This is a genomic window from Streptomyces sp. P3, from assembly GCF_003032475.1.
Classification (GTDB): Bacteria; Actinomycetota; Actinomycetes; order Streptomycetales; family Streptomycetaceae; genus Streptomyces.
The window spans coordinates 9076882-9094442 of the sequence record NZ_CP028369.1 but is presented as its reverse complement, the minus strand read 5'-3'; the positions used below and the strand labels follow the sequence as shown (position 1 = coordinate 9094442).

Sequence of the window (17561 nt, the reverse complement as noted above, 5' to 3'; positions counted from 1 at the left end):
CCAGCGGCTGATTTGCGCCCGATCAGCGACAGCCGCGACGGCGAACGTAGGGCTGCAGGCCGGTCCGGGCTCGGGCCCAGGTCTCCGTCGGATCGAACGCGTCCGAGCGCCAGGTGGTGGAGGTCAGGGCACCTCTCCCCCGGTACGCGCGCATGATCTCGACGTGTGGCGGCCAGGCGACGAACCGTTGCAAGGCAGTCTCGTCGCGCCAGACAGCCACGGCACCACAGCGACGGGCGGTGGGGCGCGCCCAGAGCCACATCCCGTACGCCCCTTCCAGCTCTGGCCAGCCCCTCGCGAGTCTGCGGGCCGCGCGGTGGATCCCGGGCAGGTCCGCGACCCTGTCGAGCCTGAAGTCGGTGACGCTGACCAGGACGGGGCCCTCGCGGTCGTGGTCCGGCCCGGGTATCCATGGCGACCTCAACATATTCGTAAGCATTCGCTTACGATCTACTTGAGCATACGATTTGTCAACGGGCTACTTTCATCCACATGAACGCAGCTCCCGGGAACGCGTCCCGCCTTGACCTAGCCGCGATGGTCGTCCCCCTGGGCCGTGCTCTGTTGGCCGCTGAACAGCCGGTCCTCGACGCCCACGGTCTGACCATGTGGGCGTACGCGGTGCTTTCCTACCTCGATGAGACGCCGCTGCGCACCCAGGCCGCACTGGCCGAGGCCATCCATGCTGACAAGACCCGGATCATCGCCGTACTCGACGACCTGGAGTCCCGCGGGCTGCTGACCCGTCGGCTTGACCCCAAGGATCGCCGGGTGCGCCTGCTCTCCCTCACGTCCGAGGGCCGCCAGCTCCGGGACCTCGTCCGAGCCGCCGTCCAAGACCGCGAGGAACGCATGCTCGGACAGATTCCAGCCGCTGACAGGGAGACATTCCTGCGGAGCCTGCGCACACTGTACGAGGTGAGCCAGAGCCGTCCAGGTCGCTGAACGGCACCTCACCCCCACCGCCCAGGTTGTGCGTGCCCATGACACGTCGCACCCGTTTCCTGGTCAACGAGCACCCGGCCATCGCCGCCCAGTGGCATCCGGACCTGAACGCCGACCTGGACCTGGCGCAGATCGGTCCCGGCTCCCACAAGGCCGTGTTCTGGCAGTGCGAGGACGGGCACGTCTGGCAGGCCCAAGTCCATTCCCGTGTCGCCGTAACCGGCTGCCCGCAGTGCGCCGGGTACGTGCCCCGTGGCCGGACCACGCTCAGCGAGCACTCCCACGACTTGGTAGCAGAGTGGCACCCGAGCAACGACGCTTCACCGGACCAGTTCGGGCCCGGCTCACAGCGCAAGGTCTGGTGGCGCTGTCCGGCCGGGCACGAGTACCAGGCGCGAATATCCAACCGCAGCCGGGCACCGGCCAGGTGTTTGGCCGGCGTGCCCGAGCTGTTCGCGCAAGTGGACCCCGACATCGTACCGGCCGGAGGTAGCCCAACTGCTGGTCAACTCCCGCGTACGGCTGGGATGGCGCCGTTCCAGGGGCCACCGCTGGGAGGCGAGGTGAGCCACCGGACCGTCGCCGGATCGGGCTGCCCGGCCTGCGCCCGCAGGAAGCGTGCTCCCGCTCTGCCCGAAGCGCGCCGTACCCGGTCACGTGCCCGGCCGCCACGGCTTCCTCCAGGACGGCGAACGCGTCCCGGATCGCGCGGCACAGGGCAGGGCGATCGCCGGGGTGGGCGCGCTCTGGGTTGTGCAGCAGAACCAGGTCCAGCCGGTCGCGCCCGAGTTGCTCCCGGTTGCGGCCGGTCTGCCAGCGCATGTAGTCGGGGGCCGAGGCTGTGCCCGGCGGCCTGCCGCCACGAAAGTGCCGTCATCTTGGTCGCCGTGGAGCACCGACCCGCTGCCTGCGTGCGGTCGGCCGAGGCACTCCCCCGGTGATTCCCGGTCCGAGACGCACCAGCGGTGTGCATGCACTGCCGTCCAGTTATGCCCGTGACACCGGGTTGCCTACCAGGCGAGCCTGTCGTGAAGCGCATTGAGAGGCCATGGGCGATGCCTCGTTCAGATCGCGCTTTCAGGAATGCTCGTCAGCTTGGTCTTCGAGGGACTGGTCCTTGAGGAATCTGACAAGGGCCGAGGCGACGAGGGCGACAGCGCTGTCGTCGTCGTGGGCCAGTTGGCGCAGGACCTCCTGCGCGGTGGTTCCCGCGAGCTCGACCAGCGCCTGGGCGAGGCGGATCCGCGTCGCGGAGTCCGCTGTGGACGCGGCCAGTTCATCGACCAGGGCGGTCGTGATCCGATCCGTGCACGCCGGGGCCAGGGACAGCGTTCCCAGAACCTCCGCCGCGTCCACGTCGTGAAAGCCCTCCACCACCATGCTGACGAGTGTGGGCACGGCCGCGGCATCGCCCTGCCTGCCCAGAGCCAGAGCAGCGTGCCTGCGCACCGTCGGGTCCGGGTCCCCGAGGGCGTCCGCGAGCACCTCCGCAGCACCCGGAGCCTCCGGCATCTCGGCGATCGCCAGCACCGCGCGCTGCCGAATGTCGGCATCCTCCGAGTGCGTGCCGGCGGTCAGCGTCGCCACACCGTCGCCGCCCGATCGGGCGAGCGCCCAGCGCAGGGCGCCTGCGACGTGGGGGTCGGATTCGGTCAGGACCGCCCCGGCCAGCAGTTCGGCGGGTGCCGACACGTCCTCCGGCCGGGCCAGGACGGCCTGCTGTCTGCGCGCGGCGTTCGTCGAGTTGAGTTCCCGCATGAGTTCGACGGTGCGCAGCACTCCCTGCCAGTCGTTGGGCGCCGACGCGTCGATCGCACGGAGTCGCTCGAGCAGCTCCTGTTCCCGCTCCAGGCGGTTCTCCGTCCGCCGGATGAGGTCGCTGACCAGGTCGGACGGGGTGAAGGCCGGGTCCTCCAGCGCGCGCCCGATCTGCTTGAGCGAGAGCCCGAGGGACCGCAGGCTCTCCACGTGGAAGATCCTGCGGACATCCTCGACGGAGTACTCGCGGTAGCCACCGACAGTGCGGCCTGTGGGCCGCACCAGTCCCAGGGCGTCATAGTGCCGGAGCATCCGGGTGCTCACCCCGGAGCGACGGGCCACATCTCCGATCAGCAATCCGCGCCCTCCGAGGCCTCTGCCGCCTTCGTGGTCTCCATCGGCTCGGTCGTCTCCGCGGGCTCGGCGGTCTTCGAGGTCTCGGTGCCTGCTGACGCAGCCGCAGCTCGTTGCGGGCCGAGTGCGACCACGCGCTTCGCCTCGTCGAGGGCCACGTCGAAACCGGTCTCCGGGTTCTGCCGGAGCAGTTCGGTGGCACGGGCGTGCGCGGCCACCGCCGGGTCGGAACCCTCGGCGGCCCGCTCCAGCGCGGGCTTGATCATGTCACCGAGGTCGACCAAGGCCCGACTCAGACTCAGCTGCACGTTGCGGTCGCCACGGCCGAGCTGCAGAACCAGCTCGCCGGCCAGGTCCTTCTCCTCGTCCTCAGGCACAAGGACGACCGCTACGCGCCACGCGGTCCGTGCGACCTCGTCGTCGGCGTCCCGCAGCATGTCGCGGGTGATCCAGGCCCACGTGCCCTTGTCGCCGATCTTGGAGAGTGTGTGCAGCGCCTGGCTGCGGGCCTGGGCACGCTCGGAGTCGAGCTCCTGGCGGATCCGGGGCAGGCTGATCTCTGGCGGGAGACGGGTCAGCGCCCAGGACAGCATGTCTCGTACAAAGAAGTCCGGCTCGACCGCGCACCGCTCGACGAGCAGCTCCAAGAACGCGGGGGCGGGGTTCGAGCCTACCGCCAGGGCCGCCTGAAGCCGGATTGACGAGTCCTCGGCGCCCAGGGCGTTGGTCACACGGGTGTTCTGCGGGGTTACGCCGGTCGCGTTGATCGGGACCACCTCCTGCGGCCAAGTGAAAACCTTGTCATCGTGTCAAGGTCAAGTTCGTGACCGGCGAATCAGGAATCCGCTGGTCACAAGATCTTCTCGGGCCCGCCAACCTGAGGCTGAGATCGGCAGACGGAAGCTCACGTTGACGCTGTGCAGTGGGCGGTTGACAAGATGCGTGCTGACGGGATCCCCGCTTCCGCCGGAAAACTGTTCGTTGCCATTGCACCGGATCGGCTCCAGGCACTCTGGGTGGCGGACAGGCGGTACAGCACGGCGCTGACGATGTCGCCGGCGGCGTCCAGCAGGACGAGGACCGTGCAGATCCCGGTGAGGCTGAGCGCGGCCTTGATCCAGTTGGTTCTCCAGACGCTTCTTATGTGTCTCAGAAAGCCTGCGAAGCAGGTCGAGGCGTACGTGGAGCTCCGGGACCGTCGTTCGAACGGTGGCACGACGTCTGGCCCAGCCGCTTTGCCTGATCGGTGGCTCGTCACTCCGAGCCGTAGTACAACAGGAGGAACTCCTCCATCGCCGCGTCAACGCCGGCGCGGTCACCGGTAGCGAGCAGGTCGAGCAGCAGACCGCGGACGGTGGCGAGTCCCAGCCTGGCCCGGTTCCGGGCCGCGTCAGGCTCCGCCCCCGCACCGACCTCGGCGGCTACGAGCGGCTCCAGCCAGTCCGTCACCAGCCCTTCGAGGACCGGGGCGGCCTCGGGGCGGCCGCGCAGCGCATGCCCGCAGATTTCGAAGAAGAGCCGCTCCTGACCGGCCAGCCGAGGGTCCGTCAGTTGCCGCCACAGCATCCGCGCGACATCGGCGGGCGAGTGACCGGGCTCCAGGCGGAGCCGGGACAGCACATCGCGCTGGCGCCGCTCCGACGTCCGGACGATCTCAACGAGCAACCGTTCCTTGGAACCGAAGTAGTGGATCAGCATGCGGTGACTGACACCGATCGCGGCGCCCAGCCCGCGCAGGCTCAGGTCCGCTATGCCGTGTGCCGCAACGTGGTCGACAGCCGCGTCCACCAGTTGTGCGCGCCGATCCCCATGCGTGCCTTGCTCGGCCCCGCCCTCAGGGTGCGAGTCATCCATGGTGTCCACGTCACGACTGTACCAATCGGTACATGCCGCATGTACCGTGTGGTACATGAAGCCTGTCACCGTGTCGATCGACGTACCTCAGACTCCCGAGCAGGTCTACGGCTTCCTCGACGTCATGGCCCACCACGAGCGGTTCACCGACCACTACCTGACCAACTGGCGCTACAGCGGGCCCGCCCGGGGCATCGGATCGTGCGCCACCGTCACCGCCGCGCTGAGCGGCACGAAGACCGATGTCACTATCAAGGTCATCGAGGCCGATGCGCCGCGGCGCATCGTCGAACACAACGTCAGCGCGGCCGGTCGGCGACTGGCTCACGGCACCTACGCCATCGAGCCGCTGCGAACCGGTGGGACCCACATCTCGTTCACGTACACGTGGGTGCACGCCCCTCTCGCCGACCGGCTGCTGGCCCCAGTCGTGCGGCCCACGATGCGGCACGCCAACCGCACGGTCATGCGACGCCTTGCCACCGAGTTGGCTCGCCACGTGTCCGCCGCCGAATCCTGACGGCTGTATCTGCCGCCCCTTCTCCCCAGCGCCGGACTGACACCCACGGGGGCCCTGCCCTCGGGGGCAGACGCCTGTACATGGCACTGCGTCCCCCTTTCGCGTCGCCGAGTTGGAGAACACCGACCTGCCCGACTCTGGCGCCCACGGGATCGTGTGCGTGGACGCCTTCGGCGGTGCCGCCGACCGCAACGCAGCACTGCGTGAACCGAGGCGTGCGCTGGTTCCGGGCGGCCGGCTGGTGATGGCCCGGGCAGCGCGACTTGGCACCGCCCCGGCCTGGAAGGAGCAGGCCCGCGCCGCCGGCCTCACGATCGAGCACGTCGACGAGCGGCCCGCCGAACCCGCGCTGTGCTCGTTTGAGGTTCCCCCGCTGCACGGGAGGTGCTGATCAGCTGGTCAGGGCGGGTTGACGGGGTTTCAGGTTCGTTCGTTCGGCCGTTGCCTGCTCGACGTAGTGTTTCTCCTCGAACTCGATCGGGCTGAGGTAGCCGAGCCGTTTCTGGATGCGCCGGCTGTTGTAGAAACCGTCGATGTACTCGAAGAGCGCGAGGTTCGCCTCGGCCCTCGTCGGGAAAACGCGACCGCGGACGCACTCGGTCTTGACGAGCATCCACCGATTCTCCGCGGGGGCATTGTCGTAACTGTCCCCGACCGACCCCATGGATGCCTCAATTCCCGCACACACCAGGCGAGTTGTGAGCTTGATCGACGTGTACGGCGGGCTACCGGTCCTGTTCGCCCTCACCGGTGCGAAGGCCGACGAGCGCGAGACACTGCGCGACATGCTCGATGCCGCACCCGACGTGGCGGCCTCCCACCCGGGCCAGACGATCATCGGGGACAAGAACTACTACGGCCGCGGACAGCACCATGGCGGCGCGGGCGTGGCCGCGGGCCAGCGTGCGACGGTAAAGGCCGGCGTGCTGGTGCATGAGACTGTCGGACATGTCCCCGATGGACGCGGCCCCTTCATGTCGAGCAACTGCAGCCGGTGGACGTGGCGTCCAGGTGGAAGCCCGGTGCATGGACGAGGAACAAGGCCTGCTCAGGCTTCGCTGCGTGCCCAGTCGCTACGCGATCTGCTCACCCCATGTGGCGTGGGGCCGGACAGGATGGTGTCCGGCCCCGTGCCGGTCGGTCAGCGCCTCTCGGTCAACCACTGGGCCAGTGCCACGGCAGCGGGGCCGATCGCCGCGGCGAGGGCCAGAACGGCCCGGCGGCACGCCTCCCGCCACAGCGGGGCCGTGCTGGGCGAAGGCTTGCCGTCGGCGGGGCGGCGGGTACGGCACGCGGACATGATGGTGCTCCTTCTGTCGATCGGTGTGGATGGCGGCCGGGCCCGGCGCGATGCCTCGAATCTGCTCTGCGGCGACCCGCTTTGTCCGCAGTAGCGGGCGCTGGACCGACCGGATGCCCTACGGTGCTGGTCACAGGCGAGTACGAAACCTGCCCGGCCTGCCCGAAACGGGCGCGGGCCTGCGGAGGTCGGTCACGACGAGACAGCCAGAGGAATGGCGGAACGAGTGGGGCCCCAAGCAGGTGATCTCTACGCCAGGTTGCGCGGTTTGAGGGAACGGGCGGAGGAAGCACGGCACCGTGAGAATGCGTCCTTCAGCCAGCGCACGGTTCAAGACGAACTGCGAAAGAAGCACCCCCGCTTTCGGGGGCAGTCGATCAGTGACTGGGCGCCTGAGGACTCGAGTGCCTTCAAGGTCCCCCAGCAGGGCAGCGACGACCACGTCGTGGCACTGGTCCTTCTCTGGTCGGCTTGGGCCGGCGAGGGAGCGCCCGACGGCCGTTGGTGGCGGAACCAACTGGATCGGGCACGCACGGAACGGGCCGCCGAACTCCGTGGCCGGACCACGGCGGTCGAGCAACCGGTCGGCGGACTGTGCGCGGAGACCCTTGTGACGGTCGGCGCGCTGAACCTGGAGGTGCATCGCACCGTCACCGCCCCGCAGGACGACAGCGCGCCCTCACCGCCCGACCTCACGCCGTACTTGGCGCGAACCCACGACGCCGACCTGCGGGCCGCGTTAGAGCCCGCTCTGGCCGGCGGTCCGTCTGTGCTCGTGATGCTCACCGGTGACTCGTCCACCGGCAAGACCCGCGCCCTGTACGAAGCCCTGCTGGCCTTGGCCCCCAACCAGCCGCTGCTGCGCCCGGCAACCGCAGAAGACCTCCTGGATCTGCTGCGATCCGACCGGATCACGAGCGGAACGGTGCTGTGGCTGAACGAGTCACAGCGCTTCTTGTTCGGCGACGACGGCGAACGCGCCGCCGCGGCCCTGCGCCGGCTGCTGGAACGGCGGCTGGGAGTGGTGGCCGTGGGCACCCTGTGGACCGACCCGTACTGGCACGAGCTCACCCGGCCCGCAACGATCGGGCACGATCAGTCCCGCGCCCTTCTGACCGCCCCCGCCACTCGGCGGATCCCGGTCCGCGGCGCCCTGTCGGACCGGGAACGGGCCGACTGGGCTGAACTCGCCCGCCTGCAAGGAGACCGACGGCTGTACGAGGCGCTGGCCGCCGGCACCGGCGACGGCCGGGTGGTGCAGCACCTCAGTGGTGGCCCCGAGATGCTCACCGCCTACATGGAAGGGCCCGATGGCCATTTCACCCCGGTCGAACACGCGCTCATCACGGCCGCACTCGACGCCCGCCATCTGGGTCACACCGAGAGCCTTCCGGAGACCGTGCTCGCCGACGCCGCGGACGGCGCGTTGCACCCCCACCAGCGCCCAGCCGATCCGGACTGGGCCAGGAAAGCGCTGGAGGCCCTCAGCACCGGGGAACGGGCCGACGGCAGCCGTACCGACGTCCGCCGCTCGCTGACCGCACTGACAGCGGTCCGCCCGCGCTCCGGTGCGCCGGCCCGCTACGAGCCGACGGACTACCTGGACCAGCGCATCCGCGAGCTACGAGACAGCCGGAACGCGACGCCCGCCCTGTGGCAGGCCCTGACCGACCACACCACCGCCCCCGACACCCTCTTCGGCCTGGCGCAGTCGGCAGACAGACACGCCCTGTACCGGCAGGCCGTCCTTCTGTGGCGCAAGGCGGTCCGGCTCGGGCACCCGTGGGCGTCCTCCGAGCTCTGCGGTCGCCTCGCCTTGTGCGAACTCGGTGATCACGACGCCTTCTTGTGGATCGCCGAGCACGCCGACCTCAGCGACGCCCACGCCGTCGCCCATCTCATCGACACCCTCACGCGGGCCGGTCGGCACGAGGCGCTCAGCGTGCTGCTGCAGCGTGAGCCAGCGTCGCGCGTCGACCTCACGATAGCGGCAACCGTCGGCGCCCTGATCACCGTCCTCCGGGACTGCGACGAGGACGACGCTGCGGACGCCCTGTGCACCCGGGTCGCCGTCGACGTCCCTGCGGCCGACACCGGGGCCTGGCTCCTGGAACTGCAGAAGGCCGGGGCACACGAGGCCGTGACGGTGCTGCTGGGACGCGACCCGGTCAGCAGCGCAGACATCACGAGCCCTGCCGGCGTGCTGGAGTTGCTGACCGCGCTGCACCATGCGGGCGCGGACGAGGACGTGTGGGCATTGCTGGCCCGCCGTCCCGAGGAGAGTGCCGACCTCACCAATCCCCGAGCCGTCGCGCGGCTGATCGGGAAGCTGCTGGCGACGGGAGCCGGCGAGGCCGCGCATGCGCTTAGTCGCCGCGCGGCCCGCTATTCACCCCTGGTCGACCCCGCCGCTCTGGCTGACTTGCTGCAGGCGCTGAAGCAGGCCGGCGCGGACACCGAGATCGTCACCCTCAGTCGCCGTGCCGGAGCCGAGGCCGAATTCGGCGACCGCATGGGCGACGTCGGGGTGTTGGTGGACGCGCTGCAGCGGGTGGGCGCCGACGAGGACGCCGCTGTACTCAGCCACCGCGCCGCGGCCTACGTCAACCCGGCCTTCCCGGACGACGTGGCCGACCTGTTGGAGCAGTTCCGCAGGTCCGGTCAGTCCGCAGCCACGGCTGTGCTGCTGTCCCGGCGTCCCGAGGCCTGTGCCGACCTCAGCTGGCCGCAGGCGACCGCCGCTCTGCTCGGAGCCCTGCATGACGCGGACGAGACCGAGGCGGTAGCGGCGCTGCTCGACCGTCGTCCCGAGGTCAAGTCCGAACTCCGGGACGCCTACGGGGTCGCCGTTCTGGCACAGGTCCTGGAGGACCTCGGCGCGCACGAGGCGATGACCACCCTGAATCGTCGCGTGGTGGCGGAGGCCGACATCGAGTTCGTCACGCTGCTGCTCGACGGGTTGTCGGAATACGGCGCAGACGAGGCCACGGCCGACCTCGCCGTCCACGCCGCGACCGGTGTCGAAACCACCGACGCGGCCGCCGTGGCCGTCCTGCTGCGTCTGCTGCGGACAATCGGGGCGGACGAGGCCGTCGCCGTCCTGAGCAGTCGCGCTGAGGACCGCGGGGCAGCCGCCATCGAGGCCAGGCGATTCGGACGTGAGGCCAACGGGGAGAACGCCCGGCCGTGGGGTTGGCGCGATCTCCCGCCGCCGCCCTGATGGCATCCCGGGCACCAAGGTTCTCCGATACCCGCCACAAGCACGTCGCCGAGGAACCGGCCCTCGATCGCGTAGGACTCGTCGGAGCACCGCAAGCGGGTCCCAACTGTCCCTGCGGCCATCGATGCCCAGGGCGGGGGACTGCCGCACGGCGGGCAACCGCCGCCGTCCCGTCGGCCGAAACAAGGCATGCCGCCGCCCCGCGACGGCCTACGCGCCTGCACCGACTGACGCCCCGGCACCCAGCTCGACATCATCGAGTTAAGCCACCGGCCTGTTTCCCGATCTCAGCTCTTTTGCCCCTACACCCCGCGATGAACAGCACACCCCATCCGATCCCATGGAGTGCAAGACCACCTGCTTCAGGGCCGCCTGGTTCCCAACTCGACCGCCGTTCGTAGGGGCTCATAGGCGTTCTCACGACATCTGCGGCCGTCTCGATCGACATGCAGGATCGCAGTTCAGGTGTACTCCCCTCCCCCGAACCGCATGTCAAGGCGGTCGCAACACATCTGCGGGACCGCAGGTCGCAGCCGCCCGGCTACCGCAGCATCGATGAGATCGCACAGCCGCTCTGGCGGGCGGGGAGCGGCTGTACGGACAGACGATGGCCCCGTTCGACCTCGCCGTCGTCGACGAAGCCCACTCCACTGCGGGTGATCTTGGGCGCCCGTGGGCGGCGATCCACGACAACACCCGCATCCCGTCGGACTTCCGGCTCTACCTCACCGCCACCCCCCGCATCCTCGCCTCCCCCGGCCGCAGAGAGGCAAGGACGGCCAGGAGGTGGAGCTCGCGACGATGGCCGACGACCCGGACGGCCCGTACGGCGAGTGGATCTACGAGCTGGAGTTGTCCGAGGCGATCGAGCGCGGCATCCTCGCCGGTTCGAGATCGACGTGCTGGAGATCCACGACCCCTCCCCCGTCCAGGCACCGTCGGAGGAGGCGCAGCGGGGCCGGCGCCTCGCCCTGCTGCAGACGGCGCTCCTGGAGCATGCCGCCGCGCGGAACCTGCGCACGATCATGACCTTCCACCAGCGGGTCGAGGAGGCGATGGCGTTCGCGGAGAAGATGCCGCAGACGGCCGCCGAGCTGTACGCGGCCGAGGCCTGCGACGAAGCCCTGGCGGACGCGGACGCCCTGCCGAAGTCGTCGATCGACGCGGAGTTCTACGAGCTGGAGGCCGGCCGTCACGTACGCCCGGACCGGGTGTGGTCGGCATGGCTGTGCGGCGACCACCTCGTAGCCGAACGACGCGAAGCCCTACGGCAGTTCGCCGACGGTATCGACGCCGCGGGCCGCCGCGTACATCGGGCGTTCCTCGCCTCCGTCCGGGTGCTGGGTGAAGGCGTCGACATCGTCGGTGAGCGGGGCGTTGAGGCGGTGTGTTTCGCCGACACCCGCGGCTCCCAGGTCGAGATCGTCCAGAACATCGGCCGGGCCTTGCGCCCGAACCCCGACGGCACGAACAAGATGGCCAGGATCATCGTGCCCGCCTTCCTCCAGCCCGGCGAGGACCCCGGCGACATGGTCGCCTCCGCCTCGTTCCGCCCGCTCGCCGCGGTCCTGCAAGGCCTGCGCTGAGCAGGTGAGAGCCGGCGTCGACGCGGAGGGCCTCCGTGTCGGATCGGTCATCTCAGCAGTCGACGAGCATTCGAAGGAGTTCCAGGCCCGCCGGCCAGTCACCGAGGTCGCTGTCGGCATTGATGTGGCCGTGGCTTCCGATGAGGTGGCCTGATGCCTGCCACTGGTGCGCGAAGGAGGCTGACGTCGTCGGGTCGCAGTACGCGTCGTCGTCGCTGGCCACCATCAGGCTCGGGCACGGCAAAGGGCAAGCGGACAGGCCCAGGAACGTCGATGCTGCCTCATATGGGAACGCCGGTCCCTGCGGATTGGGAGGCGCGACCAGGAACGCGGCCACCGCGTCGGGTCGCGCCTGCTCCAGCCAGTGCGCAGCTGCCCAGCAGCCAAGGCTGTGAGCCACCAACGCCACCTGGCTGTCACGCTGGGAAGCGATCTCGTAGGCAGCCTGGATTGCGGCAACCCAGTCCGGCAGGTCCGGCCGGCTCCACGAGGCCGGTGCGATCCGGACCGCCGAGGGCCCCCATCGCTTCTCCCACAAGCTCTGCCAGTGCCCCTCATCCGAACCGTCGATCCCAGGGATGATGACGTACGCGACCATCGCCTACCGCCCTTCCAGTCGTGCCCCTCACACATCGCGGGGACCCCTGGGGCGATTCTCGATGGACCAGCGGCAACGATCGGGCTCAGCAAGTGATCTCTAAGAAAGTGGGGGTGACAACGATGGAATCACTCGACGAGATCGACCGTGCCATCTTGGAACTGCTCCAGACCGACGGCCGGCTCACCGGAGCCGAGGTCGGACGCCGAGTCGGGCTGTCCCAGCCAGCAGCCAGCGCCCGCATCCAACGCCTGGAGAAGAACGGGATCATCACCAGCTACCGTGCCGTCGTCGCCCCGGCCGCAGTCGGATTGAACATCCACGCCATCGTCCGGCTCCGCACTGCCCACGCGCAACTGTCCCAAGCACTCACCCTTGCCGCCCAGACTCCCGAGGTCATCTCGACGCTCCGTGTGACTGGCGAGGACTGCCTGCTGTTCGACGTGCACTGTTCTCACGCCGAACGCCTTGAACAGGTCGTGGACTCCCTCGCCCGTTACGGACCGGTCACCACCTCACTCGTCCTGCGCAGCTACCCGCCCAAGTCATTGCCAACGGCATCGTCAACAACGTCCTGACCCGCAACACCTAGTTCTCACTTGGGTTCGCTACCGCACTGTTCCAGTGCACTGCTGGTCCACGGGCCGACGAGCCTGTACTTCCATGGCTTGACTTCTAAGCTTTCCTTTACGCTCAGTCGTTTCAGCACCGGCCCTCGGCGCCATTGGACGGAGCTGCGGTCATAGAACGTGAGATAGTCCATCCGGAACTCGGGAATTACGAAGACGTTGGGCGCAGGTGATTCGCCGAAGGCGTCGCGGACTTCTATGTCCGCTACCCTCACCACCTTCTGGGTGCAAGGCGGGACGGTGGCAAGGTCCATCGGCGCCAGAACATCCCTCTCGGCGTCCTCAAAATGGATCGTGCCGTTCTCGCCGAAGGTCAGAGCCAGTTCAACGTTGTTGACGGGGTCGAGCGACCTGTTGACAACGTGAATCTCCGTCACGGAAGCATCGGACGAGCCGTCTTCGAACTGCATCCAGTAGTTTACGAGTTGGGCCTGGGCGGACGCGGCGCGCTGCGCATCTTCCTGGGACTGCTCGAGTTGGTCTCGTGAGACTGCGGCCTGGTAGTACGTCGCCAGGGCAGTGAACAAGAGCGTGATGACTCCGGCGAAGATACCGAAGACGGTGCCCCATTTAACCCAGTCGATGCCGCGCCACCCGCCTTGGTGCGGGCCCGGCCGAGGGGAGCGCACCCGAGCCGGTCCTGGCCTTCGGCGAGCCAGCCGCACGCGCGCAGCTCTCTGCCTGTTGGTCCTTGTCACAAGCCCCCGCTTTCCCGACCGCCTGGCAGCAGCGTCGGCGATCAGGTCAATCCCCCAGTCGTCGGCGATTCTAGGGCCGAGCCATCTTTCGGGAGCAGAAGGAGTCGCGTGCGCAGAGGCCGAGGGCGACCTTCCGCAGCTCGAAGTGGGCCAGGAAGTCCTGCCATTCCTGCGCGGTGGGCTCGCGGTACTCCTCCCGGGTCGCAGCGCCCGGCGGCGGGCGATGAAGGACCGGTGGTGGTTGATGACGTCCTCGGGATAGATCGCGGCATAGCCGAGAGTCGTGTCGACCATCCGATGGCCACAGATGCGGGCGGCGACGTGCGGGGCAGGCCGGAGCGGAGGGCATCGGGCACGAAGATTCTCCGGAAGTCGTGCGGCGTGTATCGCAGCTGCTCGTTGCCGGGTCCGGTCAGCCGGCTCCGCGGCGAGGGCGTCGTTGAGGCAGGTGGAGATGTAGTTGCGCGGGATGGCCCGGTCCTCCGGGCCGCAGCGGCGCTGGAAGAGGAAGGGCATCGGTGCACTCCAGAGCCGTTCCAGACTGTCGTAGGCGGAGACCAAGGGCATGGCCCGCTGCCCGCGCCGGACGCGATGAATGATCGCAGTGAGTACCTCGCCGAGCTCTGGTGAGACCAGCAGCAGCCGCTCCTGGTCGAGTTTGGACGGGGCGACCTGGAGCATGGGCACGATCTCGCCGGTGGTGGGCAGCTGGTAGGCGACGAAGCTGTGGTGGGTGAGTTCGAGTGCTTCCTCGATGCGCATGCCGGTGTGGCGAAGGACTTCGACGATGGCCCAGGCCCAGAAGGCGCGTTCCTCTTCCACGGTCAGGTCCCGGTGCCGGCCGGTGGCGGGGACGTCGGCGTAGATGCGGGAGGACACCCCGGCGCGGCGGAGGAGGTTCTCGCCCGCCGGAGTGGTGAACGGGGCTCCGGCCGGGGTCTCCCGCCCGGTGGCGAGACAGGTCTGGGCGTCCTTGAGCTGGTGCTCGACGGCTTTGACCAGGGCCGGGAGTGCGGGAAGCAGGGTGCGGGTGCGCTGGTCCATGGCCGCCTTGCGGCGGGCGCGGTTCTTGCTGTGGTCGGTGTCGTTGTCGCGGCCTGGGCAGGGTGCCACCCACGGGCCGCAGCGCGTCGGTTCGTCGGCGGCCCAGCGGGCGAGATCCTGGCAGAACATGCGGACCCGGCTGAACACGGTGTGCGCGTCGACCTGCGGTCGGATGGGGGTGCCGGGCCTGTTACGGACCATGCGGACGCGCTCCCGCCAGGCGGTGACGATGTCGACGTCCAGCCGCAGCGAGTCGATGCCCGTGTGGTGTTTCTCCAGGTCGCGCCAGAAAAGTCCGGCCAGGGTGCGGGCCATGTCCTCCGGCGTGGTGTAGTCGACGTCCACCGCGCGCTCGGTGAGGTAGTCGACCAGGAGGTCGCGTATCGCGGTGCAGGTGATGCTCTGCCGGTCGACCGGGGCTGCCGGTGTCAACTGCCCCGGCAGCATCACCGTCTTCAGCCGTGCCGGGGCGTCGGGGCCGAAGACGCCGAGGACCGCGAGGAGCGCGTAGAAGAGGTGCCAAGCACCGCCGGTACGGGGTGAACATGCAGGTGGTCACCGATCCGCAGGCCGAGATGCTGTGGTTGTCCCCGGCTCTGCCGGGAGGCCGGGCGCGCGGTCGGCCAGGGGATCGCTGACCGTGCTGGTGTAGGCGATCCTGGTGGACCGCGCCTACATCGGTTCCGGCGCGTGGGTGACCGCACCGGCCAGAAGACCTGCGGGAGGTGACCTGTCGCCCGCCCAGCAGACCGTCAACAGGGCACTTTCGACGACGCGGGTCCCGGTTGAGCGTGGCGTTGCCCGTCTGAAGTCCAGGCGGATCTTCCGCAGGGCGCGGTGAAGCACGAATCGAATGACGTCAATCGCCGCAGCGGTCCTCAATCTGGAGCAGCAACGCTGAGAGACCTCACTGTCAACTCCACCCCTCGGAACCGTAAGCACATGTGCGTGGCTCCGCGCCCGTCGTGCACACGTCGACCCAGACCCGGGTTTGCTCCGGAAGGTCACCGGTTTTCCAATCCGTACAATAGGGCGAAGCGTGACCTGAGGTATCGGCGGTGCGAATGACTCTGCCGGTGTCTCGATTAGTCAGCGTCGCCTTTATGCCACGGCCATCGGCATACAGGTCGCAGGCTTTCAGCGCATCACCGGGAAGACCCCCGCTCGGGTCGGCATGGAACCACCCGTACCCTGCAGAGGGACAGAACTCGAATCCGCACCGCGGAACATGGACAGTAACATCTTGACTTGCAAGGGCCGGAGATGCATCAAACACCACCAACCCCGCAGTCGCTATCGCCGCCGTTAGTGTGCTCTTCATGAAACGAGAAATCCGCATGGGTTCCCTCTCTACTGACGGGTTGGCTGAGCTGCCCGCATCGGTCTTGAAGTGAGGGGCCTGCCCTGTGCAAGTCCCAGACATCTCTGCGGCGATGACAAGGATGTACGGCGCTCCCTCCCCTGTCATTTGCACACCGTCCACGGTTACTTGGCACACCGTCCACGGTGTACGGGCGCGGTCCGTCAGGGCCGGACACACGGCGGTTCACCGGCGTTCTCCCACACCCATCACCGCGATACGGGAAGCGGGTCCCGCACAGCCGGTCCAAGTCCGGCGCTCGTACCGGCCCGACCCTCACAGCGGCTGACCGCCCTCGTTGTCAGCGGACAACCCCGGGTACGGCGCAGCAGCGCCTCCCGCAAGTCGTCCGGAGACCGTACCCGCAGCGGGCCAGGGCGGCCCGGTCGGCCGGCGCGCAGCCAAGAGACGGTCCTTTTCCGACCCATCGGCAGCGGGTGGTGGGTGGGGGGGGAACCCTGGGCAGTGGGGGCGCGGCCGCCTGCCCCGTTATCTTCTTCGCTGTCCTGCAAGAGGGCCGCCGGCCTCCGGGCCCGGTATGGCTGTTGCCCCCTGTCGACGCGGTGATGACGGGATGACCTGGAGGGTCGCCGGGTCCGAGGGGTGCCGTCGGAGACGCTGATCAGAGGTCGGACCGCCGCCTGGCCGGGCGCAATGCCCGGCCGCTTGCGGGCGGCAGGTCTGCATAACGTGGATGCGCGCGAACGGCCCCGGCTGCCGAGGCCAGCACGCATCGACGCATGTGGGGGCGCGATGGTCGACATCGACGCGGTGAACATCTTCCTGGGCCTGGACGTCGGCAAGGCAGCCCATCACGGCCACGGGCTCACCCCGGCCGGCAAAAAGGTCTTCGACAAGCAACTGCCCAACAGCGAGCCGAAACTGCGCGCGGTGTTCGACAAGCTCCGGGACAAGTTCGGCACCGTCCTGGTGATCGTGGACCAGCCCGCCTCCGTCAGAGCCCTGCCCCTGACGGTCGCCCGCGACGCGGGCTGCCTGGTCGCCGTCCGCGCTGCCCGTCGCCGTCCCGGCCGCGGCTGCACCAGCCGGGCACCCGATCCCGGGCCCCGCCATCCCTCGCGGCCACCGCACCGGCGCCGGCCGCCGCCCAGGACGTGCCGCTGTTCCAGGCCCTGGAGTGGCTCGGCGAGGCACCCGAGAGTCAAGACGGCCACAGCCGGGAGAAGTTCAAGAATTGGAAAGCGCCTCGCCCCGCCGACGGATGTGACAGCCCGCTAACGCGAGCCGTACATGTCGTGAGCAGGGCCCGTGCACATCGGCCCTTCATGAGTAGAAACAGAGGCGCCGTGGGCCTCGCGCCGGGCGGAGGTCCAGGCGGAGGTACCACGATCGCCAGGAGCCGACGTACCGCAGGCCCCCGCAACGCCCGAACCGATTCCGGCGGCAGAGCGCCGGGCTCCGGCGCCGGCTGAGTTCCTCCATCCATCCCCCGGTCACGACCCATCCACCGCCAGCCAGCGGATCAGAACTCACAAAACTGAGACAGCGTCACACCTCAAGCGATAAGCCCCCGACAGCGCAGATCCACCCATCTCTCACGTGGACGGCGGGTGGCTTCCTGCGTTTCGTGGCCGCCTGCATGGAACGCCCGGCGCTCCTACTGGCCGACGTCTGATCCGGTCCGCTCCAGCTCGTCCCTTGCCTGTCTCCTGTCTATCCCTCGTCCGTCCCCTG

The 17561-nt window shown here is 68.9% G+C and carries 13 protein-coding genes and 5 pseudogenes; 10 read left to right on the top strand and 8 right to left on the bottom strand.

Annotation, left to right across the window (positions count from 1 at the left end):
- Positions 1–22: 22 nt before the first annotated feature.
- Complete coding sequence (locus C6376_RS40535) at positions 23–427, bottom strand: hypothetical protein (RefSeq protein WP_107449455.1); 405 nt, start codon at positions 425–427, stop codon at positions 23–25.
- 65 nt (positions 428–492) lie between these two features.
- Here C6376_RS40535 and C6376_RS40530 point away from each other — a divergent pair, with 65 nt between their 5' ends.
- Together C6376_RS40530 and C6376_RS46650 are read left to right on the top strand one after the other, a co-directional pair.
- A complete protein-coding gene (locus tag C6376_RS40530) occupies positions 493–945 on the top strand; it encodes a MarR family winged helix-turn-helix transcriptional regulator (RefSeq protein WP_107448166.1) in 453 nt (150 codons plus the stop codon).
- Positions 946–983: 38 nt separating this feature from the next.
- Positions 984–1316 (top strand): annotated as a pseudogene (locus C6376_RS46650) (zinc-ribbon domain-containing protein); the annotation flags it as partial.
- On the opposite strand, the gene C6376_RS46025 reads toward C6376_RS46650, so the two are convergent.
- The 4 genes from C6376_RS46025 to C6376_RS40500 all read right to left on the bottom strand — a co-directional run bounded on the left by C6376_RS46025 (position 1213) and on the right by C6376_RS40500 (position 4911).
- The gene (locus C6376_RS46025; RefSeq protein WP_254076273.1) at positions 1213–1767 is read right to left on the bottom strand and encodes an aldo/keto reductase; all 555 of its coding nucleotides are present in this window, start codon (positions 1765–1767) and stop codon (positions 1213–1215) included. The pseudogene C6376_RS46650 and the gene C6376_RS46025 sit on opposite strands and share 104 nt — an antisense overlap.
- Positions 1768–2022: 255 nt before the next feature.
- Complete coding sequence (locus tag C6376_RS40515) at positions 2023–3060, bottom strand: HEAT repeat domain-containing protein (protein ID WP_107448165.1); 1038 nt, start codon at positions 3058–3060, stop codon at positions 2023–2025.
- On the bottom strand, positions 3054–3833 hold the full coding sequence (locus C6376_RS40510; RefSeq protein ID WP_107448164.1) for a HEAT repeat domain-containing protein: 780 nt from the start codon (positions 3831–3833) through the stop codon (positions 3054–3056). Before C6376_RS40510 ends, C6376_RS40515 begins: the two co-directional genes overlap by 7 nt.
- Positions 3834–4311: 478 nt before the next feature.
- Complete coding sequence (locus C6376_RS40500; protein WP_107449454.1) at positions 4312–4911, bottom strand: TetR/AcrR family transcriptional regulator; 600 nt, start codon at positions 4909–4911, stop codon at positions 4312–4314.
- Positions 4912–4966: 55 nt separating this feature from the next.
- Here C6376_RS40500 and C6376_RS40495 point away from each other — a divergent pair, with 55 nt between their 5' ends.
- Positions 4967–5431, top strand: a complete 465-nt coding sequence (locus tag C6376_RS40495) for an SRPBCC family protein (protein ID WP_107448161.1) — start codon at positions 4967–4969, stop codon at positions 5429–5431.
- A gap of 103 nt (positions 5432–5534) precedes the next feature.
- Positions 5535–5822 (top strand): annotated as a pseudogene (locus C6376_RS40490) (hypothetical protein); the annotation flags it as partial.
- Here C6376_RS40490 and C6376_RS44250 read toward each other — a convergent pair.
- Positions 5823–6218: an IS3 family transposase gene (locus C6376_RS44250; RefSeq protein ID WP_301554733.1), complete on the bottom strand. Its 396-nt coding sequence runs from the start codon at positions 6216–6218 to the stop codon at positions 5823–5825. It lies immediately after the preceding pseudogene.
- Between C6376_RS44250 and C6376_RS44245 the strand changes: the two are divergent.
- From C6376_RS44245 to C6376_RS40475, 3 genes and pseudogenes are all read left to right on the top strand, one after another.
- Positions 6154–6294: pseudogene (locus tag C6376_RS44245) on the top strand (IS982 family transposase); the annotation flags it as partial. The gene C6376_RS44250 and the pseudogene C6376_RS44245 overlap by 65 nt on opposite strands.
- Positions 6295–7176: 882 nt before the next feature.
- The gene (locus C6376_RS40480; RefSeq protein WP_159083430.1) at positions 7177–9951 is read left to right on the top strand and encodes a hypothetical protein; all 2775 of its coding nucleotides are present in this window, start codon (positions 7177–7179) and stop codon (positions 9949–9951) included.
- Between the two features lie 568 nt (positions 9952–10519).
- Positions 10520–11534: pseudogene (locus C6376_RS40475) on the top strand (helicase); the annotation flags it as partial.
- 55 nt (positions 11535–11589) lie between these two features.
- Here the strand turns inward: C6376_RS40475 and C6376_RS40470 are convergent.
- Entirely contained in the window at positions 11590–12135 is a 546-nt protein-coding gene (locus C6376_RS40470; protein WP_107448154.1) for an alpha/beta hydrolase, read from the bottom strand.
- Between the two features lie 122 nt (positions 12136–12257).
- On the opposite strand from C6376_RS40470, the gene C6376_RS40465 reads away from it, so the two are divergent.
- A complete protein-coding gene (locus C6376_RS40465; protein WP_107448152.1) occupies positions 12258–12713 on the top strand; it encodes an Lrp/AsnC family transcriptional regulator in 456 nt (151 codons plus the stop codon).
- 17 nt (positions 12714–12730) lie between these two features.
- Here the strand turns inward: C6376_RS40465 and C6376_RS44895 are convergent, their stop codons facing one another.
- Positions 12731–14851: a hypothetical protein gene (locus C6376_RS44895; RefSeq protein ID WP_216825663.1), complete on the bottom strand. Its 2121-nt coding sequence runs from the start codon at positions 14849–14851 to the stop codon at positions 12731–12733.
- 316 nt (positions 14852–15167) lie between these two features.
- Here C6376_RS44895 and C6376_RS40445 point away from each other — a divergent pair, with 316 nt between their 5' ends.
- Both C6376_RS40445 and C6376_RS40440 read left to right on the top strand, forming a co-directional pair.
- Complete coding sequence (locus C6376_RS40445) at positions 15168–15347, top strand: transposase family protein (RefSeq protein ID WP_159083428.1); 180 nt, start codon at positions 15168–15170, stop codon at positions 15345–15347.
- A 1272-nt stretch (positions 15348–16619) separates the two neighbouring features.
- Positions 16620–16871 (top strand): annotated as a pseudogene (locus C6376_RS40440) (transposase); the annotation flags it as partial.
- Between the last annotated feature and the right edge of the window lie 690 nt (positions 16872–17561).